General features: G+C 33.9%; 23 protein-coding genes and 1 pseudogene. 19 read left to right on the top strand and 5 right to left on the bottom strand.

Going from position 1 to position 23,762, the window contains the following annotated elements; genetic code table 11:
- Positions 1 to 16: 16 nt before the first annotated feature.
- On the top strand, positions 17 to 1,567 hold the full coding sequence (locus tag BLP58_RS07220) for a hypothetical protein (protein WP_013851323.1): 1,551 nt from the start codon (positions 17 to 19) through the stop codon (positions 1,565 to 1,567).
- Between the two features lie 55 nt (positions 1,568 to 1,622).
- Here BLP58_RS07220 and BLP58_RS07215 read toward each other — a convergent pair whose 3' ends face one another.
- The gene (locus BLP58_RS07215) at positions 1,623 to 2,816 is read right to left on the bottom strand and encodes a hypothetical protein (RefSeq protein WP_013851322.1); all 1,194 of its coding nucleotides are present in this window, start codon (positions 2,814 to 2,816) and stop codon (positions 1,623 to 1,625) included.
- A gap of 153 nt (positions 2,817 to 2,969) precedes the next feature.
- Between BLP58_RS07215 and BLP58_RS07210 the strand changes: the two genes are divergently transcribed.
- The 3 genes from BLP58_RS07210 to BLP58_RS07200 are packed head-to-tail and all read left to right on the top strand — an operon-like array spanning position 2,970 to position 4,682.
- Entirely contained in the window at positions 2,970 to 4,199 is a 1,230-nt protein-coding gene (locus BLP58_RS07210) for a ParM/StbA family protein (RefSeq protein WP_074484258.1), read from the top strand.
- Positions 4,200 to 4,204: 5 nt separating this feature from the next.
- Positions 4,205 to 4,429: a hypothetical protein gene (locus BLP58_RS07205; RefSeq protein WP_013851320.1), complete on the top strand. Its 225-nt coding sequence runs from the start codon at positions 4,205 to 4,207 to the stop codon at positions 4,427 to 4,429.
- Positions 4,407 to 4,682: a hypothetical protein gene (locus BLP58_RS07200; protein WP_013851319.1), complete on the top strand. Its 276-nt coding sequence runs from the start codon at positions 4,407 to 4,409 to the stop codon at positions 4,680 to 4,682. The genes BLP58_RS07205 and BLP58_RS07200 overlap by 23 nt, the downstream gene beginning before the upstream one ends.
- Before the next feature lie 53 nt (positions 4,683 to 4,735).
- Here BLP58_RS07200 and BLP58_RS07195 read toward each other — a convergent pair whose 3' ends face one another.
- Together BLP58_RS07195 and BLP58_RS07190 are read right to left on the bottom strand one after the other, a co-directional pair.
- Entirely contained in the window at positions 4,736 to 5,170 is a 435-nt protein-coding gene (locus BLP58_RS07195; RefSeq protein WP_013851318.1) for a hypothetical protein, read from the bottom strand.
- A 17-nt stretch (positions 5,171 to 5,187) separates the two neighbouring features.
- The gene (locus BLP58_RS07190; protein WP_013851317.1) at positions 5,188 to 6,489 is read right to left on the bottom strand and encodes an acetate and sugar kinases/Hsc70/actin family protein; all 1,302 of its coding nucleotides are present in this window, start codon (positions 6,487 to 6,489) and stop codon (positions 5,188 to 5,190) included.
- 356 nt (positions 6,490 to 6,845) lie between these two features.
- On the opposite strand from BLP58_RS07190, the gene BLP58_RS11785 reads away from it, so the two are divergent.
- Positions 6,846 to 10,190, top strand: a complete 3,345-nt coding sequence (locus BLP58_RS11785) for a VaFE repeat-containing surface-anchored protein (RefSeq protein WP_013851316.1) — start codon at positions 6,846 to 6,848, stop codon at positions 10,188 to 10,190.
- Between the two features lie 73 nt (positions 10,191 to 10,263).
- On the opposite strand, the gene BLP58_RS07180 is transcribed toward BLP58_RS11785, so the two are convergent.
- Both BLP58_RS07180 and BLP58_RS12755 read right to left on the bottom strand, forming a co-directional pair.
- Positions 10,264 to 10,845: a hypothetical protein gene (locus tag BLP58_RS07180; RefSeq protein WP_404804765.1), complete on the bottom strand. Its 582-nt coding sequence runs from the start codon at positions 10,843 to 10,845 to the stop codon at positions 10,264 to 10,266.
- A 9-nt stretch (positions 10,846 to 10,854) separates the two neighbouring features.
- Positions 10,855 to 11,017, bottom strand: a pseudogene (locus BLP58_RS12755) (SLAP domain-containing protein); the annotation flags it as partial.
- A 341-nt stretch (positions 11,018 to 11,358) separates the two neighbouring features.
- Here BLP58_RS12755 and BLP58_RS07175 point away from each other — a divergent pair.
- The 14 genes from BLP58_RS07175 to BLP58_RS07110 all read left to right on the top strand — a co-directional run bounded on the left by BLP58_RS07175 (position 11,359) and on the right by BLP58_RS07110 (position 23,623).
- Positions 11,359 to 12,447, top strand: coding sequence for a hypothetical protein (locus tag BLP58_RS07175; RefSeq protein WP_013851314.1), 1,089 nt, complete (start codon positions 11,359 to 11,361; stop codon positions 12,445 to 12,447).
- A 21-nt stretch (positions 12,448 to 12,468) separates the two neighbouring features.
- Positions 12,469 to 13,512, top strand: coding sequence for a hypothetical protein (locus tag BLP58_RS07170; protein ID WP_013851313.1), 1,044 nt, complete (start codon positions 12,469 to 12,471; stop codon positions 13,510 to 13,512).
- Between the two features lies 1 nt (position 13,513).
- Positions 13,514 to 14,815: a hypothetical protein gene (locus tag BLP58_RS07165; protein ID WP_013851312.1), complete on the top strand. Its 1,302-nt coding sequence runs from the start codon at positions 13,514 to 13,516 to the stop codon at positions 14,813 to 14,815.
- Between the two features lie 149 nt (positions 14,816 to 14,964).
- Positions 14,965 to 15,465: a hypothetical protein gene (locus BLP58_RS07160; protein ID WP_013851311.1), complete on the top strand. Its 501-nt coding sequence runs from the start codon at positions 14,965 to 14,967 to the stop codon at positions 15,463 to 15,465.
- A 79-nt stretch (positions 15,466 to 15,544) separates the two neighbouring features.
- Positions 15,545 to 16,912, top strand: a complete 1,368-nt coding sequence (locus BLP58_RS07155) for a hypothetical protein (protein ID WP_013851310.1) — start codon at positions 15,545 to 15,547, stop codon at positions 16,910 to 16,912.
- A 1-nt stretch (position 16,913) separates the two neighbouring features.
- Complete coding sequence (locus BLP58_RS07150; protein ID WP_013851309.1) at positions 16,914 to 17,468, top strand: hypothetical protein; 555 nt, start codon at positions 16,914 to 16,916, stop codon at positions 17,466 to 17,468.
- Positions 17,469 to 17,619: 151 nt separating this feature from the next.
- Complete coding sequence (locus BLP58_RS07145) at positions 17,620 to 18,024, top strand: hypothetical protein (protein ID WP_013851308.1); 405 nt, start codon at positions 17,620 to 17,622, stop codon at positions 18,022 to 18,024.
- Entirely contained in the window at positions 17,993 to 18,904 is a 912-nt protein-coding gene (locus tag BLP58_RS07140) for a class A sortase (RefSeq protein ID WP_025084175.1), read from the top strand. The genes BLP58_RS07145 and BLP58_RS07140 overlap by 32 nt, the downstream gene beginning before the upstream one ends.
- Positions 18,905 to 19,157: 253 nt before the next feature.
- Complete coding sequence (locus tag BLP58_RS07135; protein ID WP_013851306.1) at positions 19,158 to 19,418, top strand: hypothetical protein; 261 nt, start codon at positions 19,158 to 19,160, stop codon at positions 19,416 to 19,418.
- Positions 19,419 to 19,444: 26 nt separating this feature from the next.
- Entirely contained in the window at positions 19,445 to 20,242 is a 798-nt protein-coding gene (locus BLP58_RS07130) for a hypothetical protein (RefSeq protein WP_025084176.1), read from the top strand.
- Entirely contained in the window at positions 20,223 to 20,963 is a 741-nt protein-coding gene (locus BLP58_RS07125) for a DUF3854 domain-containing protein (RefSeq protein ID WP_025084177.1), read from the top strand. Before BLP58_RS07130 ends, BLP58_RS07125 begins: the two co-directional genes overlap by 20 nt.
- A 30-nt stretch (positions 20,964 to 20,993) precedes the next feature.
- Entirely contained in the window at positions 20,994 to 21,308 is a 315-nt protein-coding gene (locus BLP58_RS07120; RefSeq protein WP_013851305.1) for a hypothetical protein, read from the top strand.
- Positions 21,309 to 21,382: 74 nt separating this feature from the next.
- Complete coding sequence (locus BLP58_RS07115) at positions 21,383 to 22,759, top strand: hypothetical protein (protein ID WP_013851304.1); 1,377 nt, start codon at positions 21,383 to 21,385, stop codon at positions 22,757 to 22,759.
- Between the two features lie 15 nt (positions 22,760 to 22,774).
- A complete protein-coding gene (locus BLP58_RS07110; protein WP_013851303.1) occupies positions 22,775 to 23,623 on the top strand; it encodes a hypothetical protein in 849 nt (282 codons plus the stop codon).
- Positions 23,624 to 23,762: the final 139 nt, after the last annotated feature.

Genomic DNA, 23,762 nt, shown 5'->3' with positions numbered 1-23,762 from the left:
AGGCTGTGAGAGATAAATGCCGATACGTCAATTTGTACTAGAACCGCCGGTTTCTATTGATTGGAATCATCGTCCCATATCTTCACGATTAAAGCTAGGTAAAAATTCTAAACTGTTAATTTTAAACGATAGTTCCATTACGGATTTAGATAAATGTGCTGAAAAGAAACATATCAATGTTGTGTTTTGTAATCAAACTAAGCGCCCTGAACTTTTATTAATTCCAGAAGTAGTTGGAGATAATCAAAAATTAAATACATTAGTTGATACTTATTTTTCTTTGGGTCTTAGTCATAATGTTCAATTTAGCCGTGGTTCATTAACTCTACTTTTGCGGATTATGTACTGTGCTTCTGATAAGTCTTATCGTGGTATCTTGAATATCTTAAGAAAATGGTTTGAGGCACCAAAAAATAAATTAGCTAAGTTAATTACTGAAGTTAAAATTGATAAAAAAATGGCCTTGCCTAAAATTGACAAGGCTATTTTGACATTTGCTAAAGCCACTGATTACACTGAAAATATTTTAAGTTTCTTATGGAAGCTGCATGGAGCTAATGCTTGGAGTAATAAAAGTAAAAAAGAAATTAGTTCTTTAAATACTGCAGGACAAATTACCGTTATGCCTGCGTCAATTTTTAAAGAGAATACCTATTTCTATGCATTGTTCATTTATGGTGTTAAAAGTCATATTGAAGTTTATATTGATTCTGATGTTTCTTTTGCCTTAGTTCAGCCTTACTTAAAGGTAAAAGCAGATACCTTTAGTATCGCTCGATATGCAAGTTCTGATCCAGCAGAATTAGCTTTTATTGCATCTAAAGCCGAAAATATGCTGTCATCTGCACAAATACCAGATCAATCCTTATTTTTTGCTTGGCTAGCTTATAAAGACACCGCTGCATTAGCTGATTATTCTTTAAAAGATATTAATCGTTTATTATCAGTAAGTCCATATGTAACTTATGTGGGGATGTATTTTACCTTAATAAAATCGCAATTTTGCTTGACCCAATATGATATAACTAAGTATCATTGGGCAACACATGTTTTTGATCTGAAATACATTATTTCAAAGACTATTGATAAAGATAAGAAGCGACAAAATAACAATCTTCAAAACATTCAATCTAAAGTTTCTTCCAAGCCTATAGCATCAATTGATTCCAAGTCGTTAGTTAAGGCTACCCAGAAAGTTCTAGATAAAATAGATAATACTGCAAGTGACTTTAATGCTACTGTCTCTTTACTCTCTAGCAAAGTAAATTCATTAAGTCAGGTAGTAAATAAAAATGCAAATGAAACTTCAATAAGAAAGTCTGATAAGACAAGTCAAATTAATGTCGATCTTAAAGATGTTCAAGATCAACTTAAACAAGTGAAACAAAATATTGATTTATTGCCTAATAAATTGAGCGATTTAATTAAAAAGAGTTGGAATGAAATGGAGGAGCAAAAGAATGATTCTTATTCATGGGAAGATGCAGATGATCCTAAACAGTTAGAAAAAGACTATGACAAGGCGATTCATGATCAAAGCAATAATTTTACAGACTTTGATGACTAACATAAGTAGTTTTAAGCTAAAAAAAAGGCTCCAAATTGGAGTCTTTTTTGTTGAATTAGTTACTTTGTATTGGAACAAAGGGCATCGTTTTTAAAATAAATTGAGTAAATTCAGGTGTACTAGAGTAATTTACACTTAATAATTTCAGTGTTTCCTTTAATTGCTTTGCATCGACACTCTTATAAAAGTAATTGAAACCATTTTTTATTAGAATGTCACGATTGTTACCGTTGTTGTACCAACTTTCTGGTACAAGCTTAAGTGGTGTATTGTTACGGAAAAGGAGCATAATGACCATATCTCTAGTAATTGTGATGCTTGAAACATCATGCAATAAAGAACCATCATTAAATGGTAAGATCATTTCTTCAGTGTTTTCAATATTAAATACTCGTAAAGCAGGGATAGGTAAGTTGCGTAAATCTTTTTTGTAAGCCAGTTCAAACGAGTTGACTTTATGAATCCAATTTAGCTCTTGTGAGACATGAGCTATTTGTTCATACAATTCAGCATTTTCATCATTTATCGTATTAATGCGATTGCTCTTGGCCACTTCTTTGGCCAATACGCTATGTGGGCGAGTATCAACTTGGCGGTCTTGATTTGGAAGCTGACGATTTGGCGAAACTGAAGGGGAGGCTTGTGTCTGTTCTGCCTTGACTGGATAATCAGGTTGATCATTAGTTGGCTGTGCTTGATAATTATTGGCTCTAAAATGTTGCGATTGCTCATTAACTGCAGTTTCAGGAGGTACTGTATTCTCTTCTTGAAAGTTAGGGTCAGTTTGATCAGTAGTTGTATTTTCATTCAAGTTAGGCATTGTGAAAGTATGGGATTGAGGTTGATCATTAGTATTCGCAGTGCTGTTCTGACTGTCGTATTCTGTTGGTACTTGACTAGTCCTAGTATTTTGAACTGAAGATTCTTGTGTAGTCTTCCTAGGTGGAATTTTGACAAAACTGCTGTGTGAGCCATGATCATTAGCATTTGGTTGTTGTGTACCGTTTCCGTAAGCATATGAATTTTCATTTTGTGGTGTTTGATCAGTGGCTGGGGTTCCATTATTATTTTGCGGATTATTGGGTTGTTGAACTGGCTCTTCTACATGTTGTTTTAAATTATCGGGCACAGTTTTCTTGTAAACTAATTTATTATTAGCATCCTCTAATGGGTGATAGCTATGAAAGATTTCATAGGCGGCACCAGTATTTTGATATTTTTGTAATAATTCTTGTGATAGAACTTGCATTAATTTTAACCACCTTTGTTAAATTTGATCTCATGTTTCGAAACAATTTTAACAGCAAAAATTCTTCAATTTCTTTTTACTTAGATGAAACCAAATTTGAGGCAAGATGTCGTTATAATTTGGTATAGCGTTAACAGAAAGGGTGAATTTGACGTGGCGGATAATAATACTTTGCACATGGTTGATGCTTCTGATGGTGGTAATGGGTTCATGAAAGTTCAGCTCAATAATCCTCGCTTTATTTTTCCATCAATTATGTCTGATGTACTACCAGGTAAAGAACTTGAAGCCATTGATGTTAATGACATTGATAATGTAAAAGCAACATTAGCTAATTTCATAGATAAAATGGACGTTAAAATTCAGAGCCCAGCTATACGAGATAACGGAAGATATTTCGTAGGGCCACAAGCTTCAATATCTGGAACTGAACCAATTAATTACAATGTAAAATCTTCTGAGGGTAAAAGTGAATCTGATATTGGCTTGATTTGCTTATTTAGTATAATTTCATATTATGCATTATCGAAATTTTTTGAGAATTATAATTATGTTCCAGCTAATTTAAATGTAGTAGTTGATAAGTTTGCTACAGCTTTACCAATTGATGAGATTAAAATTAAAGGTGTGCAGCAGTCGTATGCTAAAAGATTTGCCGACTATCATCATCAGGTAACCATTAATAATTTTAGTACCTTAGTACATGTAGATTTATCATTTAAGAAGGTCTTTTTTGATCCAGAAGGCGTCGCAGCAATTACGGGTTTGATTTTTGATCCAGAAAGGTTAAATTATCGTCAAGGCGAAATCTTTGATGATTTAGTCGAAGAATATGCGCTATCTGATTTTACAGGAGAAGACATTCTAAAAGCAGGTAATGTCTTAATCATAGATATAGGTGATGGCACTATTGATTTTGCTGTTACTAATAAAGGGATAAGAGTACCTAATCAAAATCGGAGTATTTTAAATGGGGTGGGTATTTCAGCAGAAAATGCTATTGACGCCTTGAGACAAAAATATCCAGTTATTGCGCCTATGGACAGACAAACTTTTATTAAAATAGCCAATAAAAATCAAGGACCTAATGACAAAGAAAGTAAAGTATATAAAAGTTTTCTAGATGAGCAGACCTCTAATTTAGAACGTCAAATCATTGAACAAGTTAGAGATTTTCACAGGGCTTTACACGGTCAAATTGGAATGATTGTCTTGTGCGGGGGCGGTGCTAACGTCCTGAAAAATCACTTTCATGATAGATTTAAGGGTGTAATTCAAAATCTTTTTCCATTTAATGCTCCCTATATTCTTTGGGTCAGAAAAAAATATGCTCAAACGCTAAACCTTGATGGATTAGTAGTTCGGGCTAAAGTCATGAAGTGATGGTTTTGAAAAGAAAAAGTAAATATATTGATTTTAAGTTTAATATTTTGCAAGAAAACTCGGCAGAATTTGATGAAATAATTTCATATTTACAGAATCAAAAAAATAAGTCGAAAACAGTTCGTTTGGCGTTATTGTTGGCTAAGAAGCAATTTGGCAATGTTGATCTAAGTGATGCTTTAGCTAATTTGGCAATTAAAAACATCAATGAGTCCAAGAATCAAGAATGATGTAGTGTCAATCAAAGAGGCAAAGACGGATAATGAAGATAAGCATATTCAGCATTCTAATGTTAGCCGAAACAAGGCTAAAACTGAGATTCATAAAACTAGTTCAAAGTCTCAAATAAAAGATAAAAAGGTTGAACCAGTAAAACATAAAACTCGACAAGAAATAAGTAAAAAGAGGGAACATAGTACAACACAATTATTGCCAGAAGATATTAACAAGATGTTGTGGGACGGTGATTCCTCTGATCTGTAGAATTTTGGGTAGAAAAAAAGGCTAGAAATTAAATAGTTTCTAGCCTTTTTACATTAAACACCGAATTGATTAAATGGATCTTTTTTGTTCTCCTTATCTGAGTTAATGTCAGATACAGATTTTTCAATCGGTTTTTTCTCGGTATTAAGTGAGGTATTGGTGCTGTTTGTTTCGGTTGTGTGTTTAGTATCAGACACAGTAGACTTCTTTTCAGCTTTAACTTGATTAGAGGTAGATTCTGAATCATTGTTTTCTATTTCTACTGCTGAAGTAGCTTTCTCATTTGTTTTTTCACCTAGAGCTAATGTTGTATGCAATAGACCTAGTGAAACTAAGTCCTGATAACCATACTTAGCAATGGCAAGCCTAATAAGAAATTTTATTGATTTAGTTTTATTATCTTGTTTATCAAGCCAATCTGCTAGGTCTGGCTCAGTTTTACTACTAAAAGTGAAGCCTACTAGTCTTTTTTCTTTTTTACGACCCATCGTCTACTCCTTCCTAATTATTTTTGACGTGCTTTTTGCATTGCACTAAAAAGCTCTAATGCCATTTCATTCATATTTTGTGCATATTCTTTGCCAACCCATACGACAGGAATAGGGAGCTTCTTAGCATTAATTTCATCCTGAATTCTTTGGTCTAAGTGATATTGTTCGACTAGTGGAATAGAGGCTCCGCCAAAGATAAATATAATTTGTAATTTTGGATTCTTGCTGATTAAGTAACGAACCTTGGTTAAGATTTGGTTTATTAACGGTTCAACACTTTGATCTACAGCTTCAATAACATCTTTCTTTAACATTCTTTCTGTAATTGCTGCTAAACGTTCTTTAGTACTTTTAGCTGCTTTTTCAGGTTCGACAGCTTTTAACCAAATATCATTAAAGTCTTTGCTGGTAGTTAAACTTGTACCATTAGGATTTTGTTGTTGATAAATATTAAATGCATCATCTAGAACATCGCCCATACTTTGATTGATACTTTGACTGTAGTCATTTACTGAACCATTGTTAAAGAGTGAAATATCTACAGTATGTTGTCCAGCGTCAATTCCCATAAAGCTATCAGCATCTTTAACTAATCCTTCTGCTAATGCATCATCATTAAAAACAAGTCCATCAGCCAATTTAACATGTTTAACCTTATTAATTAATTTCTTTTGGAAATCAGCGGGGCCATGTTGTATTGCCATTACAACGACAATTTCGCCTTCTTTAAAGATAGTTGCATCTTTAAACTTAATGTTGACTTGAATATCTTTACCCAATGAATGAACTGTTACTAAGTGTTGATGAGCCATGAATCTTTGCTTGTATTCAGGCCTAATATCATTATCCTTAGTTCCAGCTTCAGTAATTGGAAGAGCAGTAGTCATATAAACATTAACTGTAATTACTTCGTCTGGATCAAATTCAGTTTCATTCTTTTTTGCTTCTGCATATGCTTCTTGAATTGCTCTACCAGCAATTAAAGAGAGCGGAATGATTAGAGCAGCATCACTGTGTGCTTTCCCTGTTGGCGCATCATCCTTTAATGTAGTGAGAGTTTTTAAAGAATTAGCTGCGGCAACAGTAGTTAGATATCTTTTATCTTTAATTGAGACATCCAGATAATTAAAAATTGACTTTACTCTAGCATCTAATTCATCGGTTGAGTTCCAGTCGACATTTTCAAAACTTGGACTTTCATAGATACGGACAAAAACAGTAGGCTGGTTGATTCGTACACCGCCAAATTTGCCTTTGTCATCACCGTATCCTAAATCGTTTGAAACGTACATAACATTTTTTTGACTTTGGGTCATTTCTTTGAACCTCTTTCTATGATTAAATCTAAAACTTAATTCTTCTTTATAGTAGTGCATTATTTAGGTTTTTTCAACTTAAAATCTATAAAAAATATAAATAAAACAAAATTTTTTTATATTAGTGCAAGATCAATCTAAACAATATTAAGGCTATAACCAAATTTGTTAAATTTTATCTTATTTAGTAAGTTATTTCTGTTTTTTTAATTGTTTTTACAAATAAACTTTTTTTAAAAGGTAACGTTTATTATCAATTACGATGAGTTGCAAAACTTATCGCTTAAAACATGTTGGCAGTCATGTTGGGGCTACTGCCGTTAATCTTTTTAAGAAAAGGAGAATAAGGAAAGTCCATGAAAAAAGTTCAAGACTATCAAAATTCTTTAGTTGAAGAACAACATAAAGGATTAAAATTCTTGTCTGCAATCACGATGGCTTTACCAATGTTCCTTGGAACTACTCAAAAAGCGTTTGCTATTAAACACTTGGATAAAGTTCCAATGAGTTCTATCGTCAGAGACCACTCAATGGGTCAAGGATATTATGGTACTGTTACAACACCAAGTGGCAAACAAGATACAGTTCATGAAGGCTGGCATGGGGATCATGATTTGAGATTCTATTGCTTGCAGCCAATGAAATATACTCCAAATATCGGTGAAAAGGAACAATTTAATCATTATGATAATGGTAATGTTCGTGCCGTATTAAGATGTGGTTTTGGAGCTAACAGTTCTAAAACAATGGCAGCTAAACTTGGAAAAGGTATGCCTGCTGATCCAAAAGCTTTTGAATTTGGTACACAATGTGCAGTTTGGAAAGTAGCGGGCAGTATTGGTACTGTTACTTTTAACAAAACTGCTGGTGGTAAGCATGCTGAAGCTTGTTATAACTACATTATGAAACATTATAAGGATGCTACATATCGTGGTGATGGTACAACTACTTTATCAATTCACCAAGTAGGTACCAAAGCTGCTAAAGGTGCTCGCACTAGACATTTAATTGCTGATGTTCATGAAAACAAGAAGCTTATTAAAAAGCCACGTAATATGTCGATTAAGCTGAAGGACTTAACAGTAAAACAAGGTGGAGCAGCACATACTAAACAAATTAAAACGGCTACTAATTTCACGGCTACTTTAAAAACGGGATCTAATACTGGTACAATTACTGCTGAGGTTCCAGCATATAATACTGTTGCTGCGGTTTACTATTCAGGGGATAATGTTCACCAAAATGGTGTTGCTTTGATGGCTGTTAAACACGGTACAGCTAAAAAGACTTATGATTGGAGTACTCCAGAAAAGACAACACATCATGATACAACTCACCATGAAAAAGTAAATTATGCTCAATTTGATATTAATAAGGTTGATGATGAAAACGATAAGGTTCTTGAAGCTAAATTTGATATTTATCAATGTACTGATGATTCAGGTTGGGATAAAGGCAAGTTTGTAGGTACTATTACTACAGATAAGAATGGTGTTGCCAAGAGTGGCGTATTACCACAATCTGATTTCCACCATTATATTGCTATTGAACATTCAACTGGTAAAAACTTAGATGTTGATCCAACTCCGGTTCATATTGATTTAACTCTTCCTAACTTGCAACAAAATGCTAAAGTTACGAAAACTAAAGATGGTGAAAATGAAGTTTGGGCTTACCACTTGACTGTACAAGGGCCAATTAACAACCATAAGCACTTGCATTTAACTTCTGAAGCTACTAATTTGGAAGATAACAGCAAGTTTGCTCAACCAATTAAAGGACCTGTTGTAATTAATGAACAATTACGCTTGGCTCACTTAGTAGGTACTGTTAAATATAATGTCAAAGCTTGGTTAGTAGATAAAGCAACTGGTCAACCTATCACTATTGATGGTAAGCAAATTGAGGTTGAAAAGACTATTGGCTCACCTAATAATGATAAGAATGATGATGGTATTGAAGACAATGTTTCAGTACAATTAAAGATCCCAGATGCTTCATCATTAGCAGGCAAAGACGTTGTTGTATTTAGTCATGCTGAACGTGCTGATAAGCCAAATCACTGGTCAGTTGATCACCAAGATCTTAACGATAAGCATGAAACTATTCACTTTTCTAAACCTGAAATTCATACTAAGGCTATTAATGCTGAAACAAATGGAAATCAATTGCAGCCAACTGATGGTGAAACTTTAACAGATACTATTTATTACAAGGAATTAATTCCTGGTAAAACATATACTGTTAAAGGAATTGTGATGGATAAGCAATCAGGTAAAGCAGTTCTTAATAATGGTAAAAAAGTAGAATTTAGTAAAACTTTTACTGCCGAAAATGCTAATGGTGAAGTTAATGCGTCAGTAACATTTGATGCTCACCATTATTGGGATCATGATTTGGTAGTATATGAAACTCTTTATTACACCGGTTACTTCCTAACTGATCATAGAGACATTAATGACCAGAGTGAAACCTTACATGTAACTCATCCACAAATGCATACTACCTTGTCTTACAATACGCAAAAGTTTGTATATCCTAAGACGCAGAATATTGCAGAAGATGTAGTTCGTTATACTTATTTAATTCCTGGCCAGCAATATACTTTACGTGGTAAGCTGATGGATCAAGTAACTGGCTTACCGGTTGTTCAAAATGGTGTTCCTATTGTGGCAACTGTTCGTTTTACACCTCGTATGACTAATGGTACGGTAACCTTAACCTTTAAGTTTAATGGAATGCCATATGTAGGTCATACCTTGGTAGCATTTGAGAGTTTGTACTATAAGGGTAGAATTCTTATGGAACATGCCGACTTGAATGATGCCAGTGAATCCATTGTTATTGACCACTATCATAGAAATACTACTATTCCTGTAATTGTTCATCATAGAGGTGGAGGTCATGGTGGTACTGTTGTTGTAAATAACAATAATAATAACAACAATAATAACAATAACAATAACAACGGAAATAATAATAACGGTAACAATAACAACGGAAATAACAGTAGTTCAAACAATAGTAGCTCGAACAATGGTAATTCCGGAAACAATGGATCTAATAATAATCAAGATAATAACTCTGGCAATAATGGATCCAACAATAATCAAGGCAATAACTCTGGTAATAACGGATCTGACAACAATGGATCTAATAATAACCAAGGTAATAATTCCGGAAATAATGGCTCTGATAATAATCAAAGTAACAACTCTGATAATACAGAGACAAATAATCAAACCTCTACTGGTAATGAAACTACCAACTCTGATAATAGTTCAAATGTAGTTACTGATAATAGCAATAGCTCACAAAAGCAAATTCCAGCAACACATGTTCAAACTCGTAAGCCTGTTAAACGTCATGTTGTTAAGAATACTAAACCGGTTTCAAAGCCTGTTAAGAAGCAAAAGAAGGCTGTAGCACCCGTTGAAAATGAAAGTCAAAATAATGACAATACTCCATCAAGTTCTGCTCCAGCTCAATCTAATGCTCCGCAACAAGTTTCTACTGGTGCCTTACCAGTACCTTCAGTTCAAGAAAGTAATAATACTAGTTCTGATAATGGCTCATTGCCACAAACTGGTAATGCCAAGAGCAATATCTTTGTTGAGCTAATTGCCTTAGGCCTTGTATCAATTTCCGCACTTGGAGTAGTTGAATATATTCGTCGTCATCAAACTGCTGGTATGGACTAATTTAATTACTAAATTAGATAATAAGAAAAGAGAGAATCAATTTTGATTCTCTCTTTTTTTAACTTTTAAATTATTAATCAATTAACCAACCCGAAGTTACCAATGTAAAAGGTTTGAGTCCTTGTTTTTCACGCCAATTATTAACATCTTTTACAAAATATTCTTTAACTTTTTGAATATCCTGAGAGTTATATAATTTGTCTTGATTTATACTGCCTGAGTGCTTCTTTTTAGAGCTTGCTACTTTCTTTGAACTAGTAGATGAGTTATTGACTGAAGAAATATTTGTAGTATCAGTACCATCTACCTTTTCACCAGCATCTTCAGAAATCCATAAGTTTTGACCAATTTCGTATTTACCATTTTGGGATGTATAGACGTTGTAAATACCATCTTTGAAATCTTTAGCTCCAAACCAACTATTATCAGATGCGTTCTTGTATACATCATTACCGCCTGCGAATACATGAATCTTAAAAATAGGTGAACCTAACGAACTAGTATTAGCAGAAGTAGAATTTACACTAGTGTTTGATTTAGAAACTGTAGATGTAGTTTTCTTGATAATTTTTCTACTACGTTTCTTGACTACTTTGGCATTACCAGCCTTAATATATCTGTTATGACCAATTCTATAGTATTTTTTACCATGAATCTTCTTTACTGAGAAGTAAATATGTGTAGCGTGCTTGTGAAGCACTTTTTTTTTCAACTCTATGGCCACGATGATTATAGATATAAGCATTATGTGTAAGTCTAATTTTACGGGTGGCCGCTTGAACAGTGGTAGTTGTTCCTAAAAGAAAACTACTGCTTTGATTTGTCATAGCCATTGGTGAAATTAATCCAATAGTTAAAACAGCACTTGCTACTACTTTTTTTCATTTTGTTTTTTCATTTTGTTTTTTCATTTTGTTTCTCCTTTTGTTTATTTAATGATCAAATCTATAGTACAAAATAAAAATAGCTAATGACGAAAGTTAATTAACTTTTTATTTATTCCTTATCGAATTGACAAGTATATCTTACAAAAAAATTTTGCTTAAAAACGAAAGTAGTAGAGTTTTTTTTACTTTTTTCAAAACCTTGTTGCTCTATGCAATTAGACCATATTTTTGTACAAATTAGTAAGGTGGATAGTGAACTATTTAGATGAAAGGGGAAAAATATGGCAGATGAAAATTTTGATGCATTAAATACTTTAGCTCAAAATCAACATCAGTTGATGGATGATAATAAAACAAAAGCACCATTCTTTCTTGATGAAGCAGAAAAAATTCCGTTTGAGTTACAAGGATTTATTGCTGAATATAAACGTCAAATTAACCAAGAACTTACGCCAGACAACTTGTTATGGGCAGTAGGTGAGGAAGTATCAGATTTCGAGGTTAGAAAAGGCCTAGTGATGCCCGTACTAAAAATGCGTGTAGAAGAAAATGATGCTCCAGTTTATATCTTTGCAAGTCAAGCAGGCTCAAATTATCGCCATCCTGATAATTTTATTGATCAAAGGGTTAAGATTGCTATTACTACTTTTCTTGACGCTGGTACAAAGGACAAAGAGGGTAATGAACAATATATTGCTCTTGGTTCAATTCAACAAGCGGAATTTGTGATTAACGGTTTACTCTATCAAGCAATGCTTAAAGACCCAGAAGCGGTTAAGAGTCAAGATAGAATCGGTAAAGTTACTCAAGTTATTGATACTCCAGATTTCCGTTTTATTTCGTTTGAATATCAAGGTGCAGAGTTAGGTATGCTTGCTAAGAACTTCTACTATCAAACGTGGACTAAGCCATTAAACAAAGTAGCTTATATTGGTATGAAGTTTCCTTTTAGAATTACTGACATCATTAAAGCTAAGTATGAAGATCAAGATGGCGTTAAACAGGATATGGCTGCAGGAAGAGCAGTTCCGAAGGGATTAATGTATCAGGTATTAACTACTAGATTGCCATTTTTGGAGTCTCCTGATAAAGATGTAGAAAGTAAATTTGAACGAGGGGCTGATTTTAAAGGCTATATCGTTCGTTATCATCCAATTCAAGGTATTTTTGTTGAAGTGGCTCCAGGTTGGTGGTGCAAGGGTATTCTAAGTGCTAATTCACCAATTAAGCCGTCAGTAGCTGATGCGCAACAGCATACTCCCGTAATTGTTCATTTAGAGAAAATTAATCCTAAGACACATACTGGTAGAGCATGGATTAAAAGATTCCCCCACGGGGTTGTGCGTGTACCAGATCCTCACGAACAGTAATTCTGTAAAGGAGGCAAATTCATGTCGCAGACTATAAATGATAAACAACAGTTAAGTATGCGTCCTGTACCAATTAAAGATAGTCAGTTTGTTAATCCACAGAATGGCACTGCAATGTTACCTTCTTTAATTAATCCAGAAGACGAAGAAAACTTCGAGATACATCGGAATTTCTATATTAAAGGTTATGTTGATTTAAGAGATTCTGTCCGTCAAATTCGTCAATATGAAATTGCTGATCAATATAATAATGTCCTAACACAGCTGGACTTTGAAGATGAATATTGGTTAAAATTCATTGCTATGTTTAAGAGCGTTCAAAAGCTACAGCTTAAACGTGAAGCTAGAATGTTTCCACAATTACTTGATGAACTAAATCTGGATCATTGTTTAAACAAATTATTTAGAAATGGTTTAATTATGCGATGGACTTATCATCATCCTATTGATGGTAAGGATATACCTGTTTATACACTTACAGGGAATGGCTATCGTTTCTTAAAAACTTTTTACTCTAATTCGAATTATTTTCATCCGCAGGATTTTCTTAATTTAAATTGGAGATACCATTTAAGATTTTGGGAAACATTGGATGTTTATCAAGTCCTAGTAAGTCTACCTGCTTACAGAGCAAGTACAACTATGTTCCATGGAGATATACATAAAAAGAAAGTATTATTGCCTTCTTCACTTCAAATTAATTTAGAGTTAACACAAGGAAAGCCTAAGAATTTAGTATTTTATCCAGCTCTTTATAATGACAACCTAAATTATTATAAAGATGCAACGATAAAGTGGAATAAATTTACTAAAGCTGGTCAAGATCTGAATGTGCAGATAAATGATTTGCCGGCAGGTCAAAATGTATTGGCTTTTTATGCTCCGACTATTGAGAGAGCGCAGCAAATTAATGAGTTTTTACAGCTTAGCAAATTTGCATTTCCTTCATTATTTCTAGTTGGATTAGAAATTACTAGAAAAGGCCTTCCGCAAGCATTCTTTTTACCTGATCGTAAAACTGGTGGCTTACGTCAGTATATTTTCCCTGATATTTTGAGGCAATAAAATGAAATTTAATAAGAAAATAATTGCATTTTTCATATTGCTATCTGCTCCAATGCTTCTGAGTGCTTGTGCTAGTCAAGAAGCTACGCCTAATGTTAGTGGTAGTGATGAACACCAGCAGCCAACTGTTGATGTCTCATTACGTCAGGGGCAATTATCACAATCAGCAGGGTTAATTACAATGCCTGTTTTGCTTAGAAATACGGGTACTAATTCAACTGTTGTTTCATCTCGAAACTTTGCTTTGCATATTCAAGGACATACTTTTAAACCGTTTAGTGTGCCTAATACTCCTGCTGATTTTCATGAACAATTGGATTCAGGTTCTACATTTAATGATTCACTATCTTTTTATCTTGGTACAAACTTAACTAAAAAGCAGTTACGGCTAGTACATCTTACTTACACAATGGATAATGGAAAAACTAGGAAAGCCACTACAATGAATGCTTCATTTGATCAAGAAAAAACTAAGAGTGACCTGACTACTAACATGAAACAAGTTGGAGATTACTACACTGATATTAAACAATACATGCAACAAGTCCATAATGCTAAGCAACAAGGAGAAGATATTCCTTCATTAAAAGATCAGTTTCAAGATTCTGATTATGATAAGTTTCGTATGTGGGTCTTGATAAATAAAAAAGACCCGCAAAATATTATCTTGCAGGCATACAACCAGACTAATACTGACATTGCAATACCATTTTCAGATATTGAGTTAGTCAATAAGACAGGTGATGAATTACAAGTTGATCCGGCTTATCGAAATTACTATTTATGTTTACCGCATGGTAAATTTGAGATTATTACTGTGCCGTTAGAGGGTAAGCCAAGCATGACGCAAGCTCCGTTTACTATGAGATTAAAACAATCAGATGATTCTGGCACAAGTAGCAATTTCTTTTCTACTAAAAATTCATATTATCCGATTGAATCAGTTATTACTGATGCAAAAGATATTTCTACAGCATTTTCACTTACTCCTAATCAGTATGCTAAAGGTAGCATAAATTGGTCGAAGCCAGTACTTAATTTTAAGGATCGTACCTTTAAATGTACTGTAGATTTAAATGATATTTTTGCTTTAAGATCAGAACGAACCAAATACAGCCTAGTTGGTATTGATAAGGATGGTACTGATGGTGATATTGAAATTCCAAAAGATGTTGAACCCACCAAGGTTTCATCAGATTCGCCAACTCAAATTAATATGAAATTTGGTAGTTTGAAAGTACTAAAAACATATAAAAATATTGAACTTCGATATGATAATAAAAAAATCATGGAAGTTAAGTAACGTGTCTTTTATTAAGACTTTATGAGAAATATAATTTGACAGTCACTCTGCTTGAGATTAAAATGATAATGAACTCTGAATAAGAGTTCTTTTAGGTTTTTTTCAAAGAAAAGTACCCGCTTTTTATTGCAAAAAGGGGTAAAAGAGATATGACTACAGAACATTATGACTTACCATCAGCAGAGATGGAACGCAACTTACTTCAAACACGTGTGTTTGGCGATGAAACTTTTGCCGAGCATAAGAAGAAGTGCTTAGTTGGCTGCGCTCTATGTTCCGTATTACGTTGCCGTGAAAGGGCAATTAGAGAAAGCGAAAATAGAGAAGTCGCTGGCGTTTCGGGCAAAGATGTACATAACTACAAGGTATTGTTCAGCGAACAGGGTAACATTAGTTACTGGTTTAAAAATAAAACGGACATTCGTAATCCCAAAGGTGGTTATTATGAATGGGTCTACATCTTGCTTCAATCAGAAGACTTTTCTGATTCTCAAATCCGCAAGTATTTCAACATCAATAATTCCGAGTGGCAGCGATTTAAGAAAAATCATTTTCCGACTTGGAAAGATGATAAGTATGATATTCTTGCCGAACGTGGGCCGAAAGCTTTCAAAATGTGGAAAGAAGCTCAAGTGAGAAGTCATAATTAACTATAATCTTATTTTACAAAGAGACGTTATTCAAAATAACGTCTCTTTTTTTCTACACATATAAGGATGTGTTTAATAAATGGTATGTAACCAATTTGCAACAAAGCTTAAATCAATTCCACTTGCTTTGTCTGCGTTAAAAAGATATATTTCGGAGACTAAACACGCTCCAGTACATATTAAACTTGTCTATAATGTCTTTGATGAAAAGTCGTTCATCGAAGGTACTTTTTCAAGTGATGTTCCTACGACTGAAATAACTTCAGATTTAACTAGCTCAATTAGTTTTATTCTTTCTAATATGGTTTCGGCATATTTAATGACATATCAGAAAGTATTTTTATCTCGTATAATTATTAATGCTGATATTGATATGCTAGGCATTGTTTATGACAGTATCAAAGTTACTTGTCGATTTAAGGCGAATAATGTTAAATATGCTATTTCTAATGACAATTTGCTTAGTTCAATCTTGAATCAAACTATGGAAGCTGAGCGAAGCGAGATTATTGAAAGACCAGCAACTGGTTTATCAATTCAATTGTTTCGTCATCGGCTAAGATCAATTCAAATTATTTCTGATTATTCTTCAAATGACCAATATGATTCTTATCAGCATCCCTTTGAATCAGAAATATTAGTAAGTCTGATGGGCATAATTAAACTCTACGAGAATCCTGAGAATTCTCATCGAGCCAGTGCTAGGTTATTCTTTGACTTAAGTAAACGTAATCGCTTGCTCTTTAAGCATGGCACGATTTATCCATCAGAGAGCTTAATATATCATAGCAACAAAAAAGATCACTTTGAAATTGAACAAATTGATCATGTGTTAAGTCAAACTGTACCTATTTTGGCGACGACGAGTTTGGCTCAGATAGATAACTTGGAGTTATTTATGACACATAATCGTCAATTTAAATGTAGGTTTGGATTAACTGCACCCCAAGATAAGAACGTTCCCGTTAAGAATTTTATGAATATGAGTACTGACAATTCTGTGATTACTTGGCAGAATGTTTTCAATCATATTGTTTCAAATTATTCATTATCACAATTATCTGAAGCTTGGTTGCAAGATATAGTTGTGACTTTAAGTCCATTTAAAGATCAGTGGGTAGTCAACTTTGATCAGTACTCCTTAACACATAATTTCAATTCTTATTTACCTAAAGATCAAATCGTTGCAATGGTTCAATCTGTAGCAGAGCAAAGTAACGGTAAGGCTAGGATTAAACATATTGTTCTGGAGAAAGAAGAAAAAAAGACGGAAATGCTAAGACTTGATTTAGAGCCACTAGCAGTAAAACCAAAAGCTTCCGCAATAGCTATGCCACTGCCACTGAGAAATGCCGATACTGACGGCAAGGTTATTCATTATTTTGATCTAAGCGATCATAATGGGTATTTTCTTAGTCATGATAAATTCATGAAGATGGTGAAGTAAGTTGGAAAATTTTATTTGGCTGGCAGATGATATTGGCCAATATGTAAAAGATCAGAATAACTCGCAATTAAATAATTACTTTAGTGAAAAGGGTAGTAATGGGTTTCATATCCTTAATACCGGTTTTTCACAGGTTTGGGGCGGATTGATCAGAATTGGTGATGTTATCCTAGTTCTCATGCTTTTAATTGGTATGGGCTATATGATCTATTCGAATATTGGTAATTCAGGTGAAGCACGGCGAAAGGGTGTAGGTGTTTTAGTTAGTATCTATGGCTTTCTTATGTTCATACATTTGTTTGTTACAGCTATGGCATCTTCACCAAATTTATCTGGTGGCCGTTTGACAGCCTTTGCAGTAATGCTTATTGGTCAGTTTGTTTCAATGTCCGGATCAATAATTCTTTATGCTTTTGGCACCGTTTATTTACAGGTTTATACAATGACAGGCCAAGAAACTTATAAACGAAAGGCTAGGACAGCATATACAACAATGCTTTGGGTCATTGTAGGTTCAGGACTAGCTGTTTTATTCACTGAGGTGATAGCACCATGAAAAAAGAAAAAAACTTTTTGTTGCCATTGTAACTAATGGCTTAATTATGTTTGGCGCTGGCTTAATTATGGGCTTGATAATGTGCGGTGCATTTACATTTAAATGGTTATTTGGAAACTAGAATTAGTGAACAGTGAATAAAGAAAGCAAAATGAAGTTAAAGCAGAAATTCAAACAAAAATTATACTCACATGAGTGGGATTCTATGCTAAGAACCAGTCAACAAGTTATGTTGTTAATTCAAGGTGTTTGCATTTTAGTATTTTTCTTTTATTGGGATTTTACTAAACAGTGGCTCTTGGAGCTTTTGGCCGCCATATTAGCTTTTGCCATCGTAATTGTTTCTATTGGTATGATTTGGTTAATTCGTATGATTTGGTCATTTTCAGATAAGTATAAGTTAGATTACATTGCAACTCATCCTAATTCTGCTAAGTGGTTAATGAAAGAGGAGAAAGATAAGCAAGATTCTGAAAAGCCAAATAGTCATATAGAAGATTCTCATAGAAAGGGCAGAAAGTTCAATGAGAAAACAAAAAGAAAGAAAAAGCGTTAGTACCAAAATATTTGATTCGCTTTACGTGATTGTAGGTACTATCTTGCTTGTTGCTGGTTTGTCGCTCTTTTTCTTCAACAACAAGGTAGGGAGAGCTTACATGTTGCGTGATAATGGGGAGCGAGCATCTGAAAACTTAACAGCAAAACAAGCTGATAAGAATCGTAAGGTAAAGACTACTTATGATGCATCTAAGACAACAGACGTAGATACTCGCCAATTATGGGATGCACGTAAAACTCCAGCCGGGGCAATTGGACGAATGTCAATTCCTGCTGCAGATATCCATAATCCTTTGTTTCAAGGCTATGGCGCTCAATTGCAGAATCTGTCTTACGGTGTTTGTACCGTTGTTCCCAATAGAGTAATGGGCGGAACAAATAATTATGTAGTTGCCGGCCATTATATGGGAAATTATGGCCCTGCCGTTTTAGATAATCTACATTTAACACGAGCCGGAGATAAAATTTATTTTACAGACATGCACAAAATTTATGAATATGTTGAAACTAATATGCGCTATGACATTACTCCTAAGCAAGTAGAAGTTGAGAATAACATCCCTGGTAAGAAAACAGTTACCCTTATCACTTGTTCTGATTTCAACGTTAATCAATATGGTTATGGTCAACATAGAACAGTAGCAGTTGGTGAATTTGTAGGTAGTATGCCAGCTACTAAAAAGAATTTAGAAAATACGGAATTGACTAATAAAGTCTCTCCTAAAATCTCACAGAAGCATGTTCGCTATAAAGTTGTTAAATCTCAGCCTAAGTCCGCTAAAATTTATAGTAGTCTTAGTTTAAAGCAGATTGTCTTTTGGCCATCAGTTATTATTGGTGTAATTGTAGTAATTTGTTTATTGAAGATTTGGCTTTAATAGTAGTTCTCCATGACATCAGACTAAACATGCTATAATCATAATTGAAATGAATATTGATTAATTCATTTTGATTAACGTTATTGCCATTGTTGGTAATAATTTGGTTGTAAGCTAGTTGTTTAGCTGAGATATTGTTTATCTAATCGTTTTACGGTTAAATTATTGTTCAATTCAAATAGTAAATTAAAAGGCTTTAAGTGATTTTTATTACTTAAAGCCCTTTTTTTGTTTTGTTAATTAAGGAGCTGCTATGTTGTCTAAACAAGTATTGTTTAAGTATTCAGAAGAATCAAATGATCATAAAACAGTAACGTCTTATGGTCGGAAAAAAAGAGAAGAGGAACAAACCTGGTTTTTGCTTTCTCGTTGTCCGCTTTGTGGCAGTAAAGATGACTGTCTGATTAATTCAGAAGGGACAGAAGTTATTTGTAAACATACGCTTAGTACACGAAAAGTTGGCTTTCATAGCTGGCTTCATCATCTAACTAAGCCAAGAAGAGTTGATTACTAATTATTTAATTGGGAGGAATTATTGTTATGCAAAATTTACAAAGTAAGTACGCTGAGCTTGAAGAAAAACTTGGTGGTGCTTTAAGAGAAACGGACATGATTGATACGGATTACAAAGATCCCAAGCATCCCGTTTATTGGCTGGAATTCTATGGTGCCCATTGTCCTATCTGTGGTGGTACTCACTGGTGCATGATTAATGTCACTGGTACTAAAGTAGTATGTCAAAGACAGGCCAATAATCATCCATTCCAAGCTACTGGCGGTTATATGTATTACTTGGATAAGAACTTTAAAGTGTCTTTCGATGTAAGTAAGCAGAAGCCGCTAATTACACACCCTAAGGCTAAGCCTGAGATCCTGGATATGTTTTATCGTGCTGTTATGCTGTGTTATCCATTATGCGATAAGCATCGTGAAAATCTGCATAAAAGAGGCATGACTGATGAAATGATTAATCTTCGTGGTAAACGTGCTTTTGGTACGTATTACCCGACTAAAAAAGATAAAGATGGGAATGTTGTCGACTACTTTAGCCAAGCTAAGATTGAGCCTAGCAGAGACGGCCGTCCAGTAAAGATTATTAGTTTATGGAATGGCATGTTGGATAATCTAAAAATAGAAACCGGTAATCCTAAGTTTACTCATGATTATTGGTTTGGAGTACCAGGTTTTTATAATGTTGAATACCCATACAACGGTAAGACTTATCAAATACCTAAATTTGCTCCTAAAGTTTTTGGAATGCTAGTGCCATTTTACAATGAATATAATCAAATCATTGGGATGCAATCACGTGTTGATCATGTTAAAGAAGGTCATTAAGTCATCGGTACTTGGTGGCAAGCTAAAGGTAGACTTTAATAGTTACACACGCAAATACAAAGTCTTACTTTACTCTGCTATTGGGAAGAAGGACGCTACTGTAATTGCTGAAGGTGAAGTGCCTGTAGATCAAGACGTAGTAAATTTGGATTATGCTGGCATGAAATATGCTTTTAAAATGCAAAAGGGTGGTAAATACTTTTGGGTATCATCTGCTAAGCAAAAAGATGGTGCTAAAAGTCAATCACCAGTTTCTGTCGTATATAATCCAGAAATTGCTCGATTAGATCCTACTAAAGTTGATCCTAATACTGGTAAAACAACTGAACTTGAACAAATTAAGGCTTATTCTAAAAAGCCTAAAGCAGTTTGGTTGACTGAAGGTGGCTTGAAAGCAATTATCGCTACTGATTATTTGCCTATGCGGTTTAATCAGCAGCAACTTGATGTTATTGGCAGAGACTTTTTGGCAGTTGGCGGTGTAAGTCAGTACTCACACTTTTTACCAATGCTTAAGAAGCTTAATGTAACTTCGGTTACTACTGCTTATGACATGGACTTTCAAGAGAATCAGCAAGTTAAAGATAATTACCGCAAACTGTTAAAGATGTTAAAGCAGCATGGTTATAAAGTTCGCTTTGCTAATTGGGATTTGTCTAAGGCTAAAGGTATTGATGATGCTCTAGTAAAAGGCATTGAAATTAATTTTAAAGAAATTTAACTAAAATATTTTGAGAGGTAATTAATTATTATGAGTAAGACTCAAGAAGTCAAATTGAACAAAAATGTTAAGAAAGGTAACTGGATTTTAATTTACCGTGAAATTTTGCCTAGTGGAATGGAATCCACTGATTCCAGACTATTCGATAGTCATTGGGATGCAAAATGCGAAATGGAAGACAGCTCTGAATATATCATTCGAGAGAAATTTGCAGATGAAGATACTGTAGCTGCTTATGAAAAAGTAAATGTAGAAAAGCATCGTAGGCTTGACTACAATTCATGCACTATCTTTGATGCGGATGGACAGCCATTTATTTGGTATTACATAAGCCCTAGAAACTAATTGCTTAAAAATAAGAGATTGGAAAGCATTTTTTAATGCTTTTTTATTTTAAGAAAATAAAGGAGAAATTGATTATGACTACAGGATTTACTATTGCAACAGTTTTAAGAAACGGCAAAATCGGTATGATTTATGGCTATGCAGACGGCTATTTGGCTTACACAGGTCGAATCTTGGTTAATCACTATCAAACTTTTGATAAGGCTCGTAAGTTGATTAATTTAGGTGAGCTTGAAGTTATAGGGCAAAATCTAGATCCAAGCGAACTTATCTTAAGATACGGTTGGAATGCCACATTAAACGATAGTTTTAAGAAACTATCGAAGGATGAGCAGAAGCGCCTGTATGATGATAACAGATTACATGTATCTGCTTATCATCGTGATCGTGGTGAAGAACTAAGAATTAATACTTTTAAAAATATCCCACAATATCTGAATTTTCTTAAAGATAATGGCTCAGAGTTTAATTATTTCCAAGGCTACAATTCAAATAATAAGCCACAATGGAATCTAGTTTTAAACGATGGCTTTCATCCATTGATTGATGATATTAACTTAATAGGAAAATTTAACGGTCAAGCATTAAATTTAGCTGAACTCGATGATGATGAATTTTGGGACAAGCAATTCGAACAAAGGAAGAGTTTAATTATTGAGTTCTTAAAGACATTAGGTCAGGAATATCATCTTGGCGATGAAGGCCAGCCTGATAAAGTTGAACCATTTTACGATAATACTTACGGAGAAGTAAAAGTTAACTTCTATGATCCAGTAAGTTTTGAAGAGTTTCCAATAAGTATACAGATGTCGAGTGACGATGTTACTTTAAATTTTATCCATTCCGTTTTATTGCAGATACGTCACAGCGTCTCTGAGCAACTTAGTCATAAGTTACCACTGTATAAGCACGATGACTTGTCTAAGTTGGAGCAGATGAATGAAATAAAGGACGAAATTAGTAGCTTTTATCGTACTAAATTGAAGGAAGATCCTCGAAATGTTGGATTCAACTATTTAGTTGCTCTTTGCCAAGACCAAAAAGCACGAGAAAATGCAGATAAAAATGGTTTAGTTCTACAAGATTGGGAATTAGATGCGAAAAATGCATCCCAATTAGTTAAGCCATACATTAAGCAAAAGGTCGATAAGCTATACTCTGATCTTAAAAATCAAAAATTAAAAAACATCAATTTAACCATTGATGATATTAGTAAGTTAAATGATGAAGTCGGCTGCGGTAAAGCTGGATATTATGATACGCATACTAAATTTTCAGATTATATGTCTCGTTTAGTAAGAGGTCAAAATCCAGCAGATCCAGCTCAATTTGCTGATCCATATTTAAACAGTAAATTGTATTGCATCATTAATAAATTCTACGAGCAAGTAGTTATGAAAGATACGGAACACAAGCTTGAACAAGCTGTAGTTCTTGCAAGTGATAAGTAAAGGAAAGGTGCGAGTATGTTAGAAGATTCAATTATGAAGGGGCAAATTAAGACTAAGGATATTTGTCCGCAGGACAAAATGTATGTACAGGCTGAACAAGCTAATGCTATCAGTGAAGTAGCATTGCCTAAAATGAAATATTTTAGTGCTGATTACATTGACTTTGATAAGGTAGACTTAAGTGATGAAAGTTTTGCTGACGATAAAAACATCAAGGAAATGATTAGAAATAGTCAAAAAAGAGGAGGACGGTATGCTTTGACCATCAATAATGAATTTACGATGAATTTAGAGCTGACGATTTTCCCTCTTGATCGCTACAATATGGAAGCAATAGCTGATTTAAAGCATTCTAATTTACCTGAGAAATTGCTTGCTGCAGGTAAGGAATTATCAGATAGATTGCTGAATTTGACCAAGTTGCCTTCATCAGAAGAAGCTATGTGTGATACTTATCCAGATACATTATTACATGCTGTAGCAGTGATAAAGAATAACTCTGATAAGTTAATCCTCAGAAAAAGAGAAATTATTCCTGGACTTGAATGGAATCAAAAGCAGGATATTTATGCTTATGATCCTAAATTGGGCAAATTGCCTCAACTAGTAGGTAAAGACATTGAGAGCTTTGCTGAAACGTTGAACACTGATTTAGACCAGAACAAGCAAATCCAAGAACAATTGCTTAAAGGTAGGGATGCTAATGCATCTGAATTTTTGTTTAAGACTTATCTCGCTAAAGTTGGTTACTATTTAAATCCATGTAAGAAGGATTTTGAAGTAGCTAATGAAAAGGATGAGATAAATAAAGAAACTAATCTTAATCAAGTAATTGATTCTGCATTAGTCGAAGAACAATACTAAAAAAACTGAAGATCAGAATCTCCTAATTTTGGAAGTTCTGATCTTTTTTTCTACCAAAAATCAAGTATTATCAATGATTCTGAGCAATTTATTTTTTGCTTTTATCACTAATGGAGCGAGTTATGCTCAATAATTTCAT

The organism is Lactobacillus kefiranofaciens, assembly GCF_900103655.1.
GTDB classification, from domain to species: Bacteria; Bacillota; Bacilli; order Lactobacillales; family Lactobacillaceae; genus Lactobacillus; species Lactobacillus kefiranofaciens.
The sequence above is the reverse complement of the archived record's forward strand: the minus strand, read 5'-3'. Positions and strand labels throughout refer to the sequence as shown.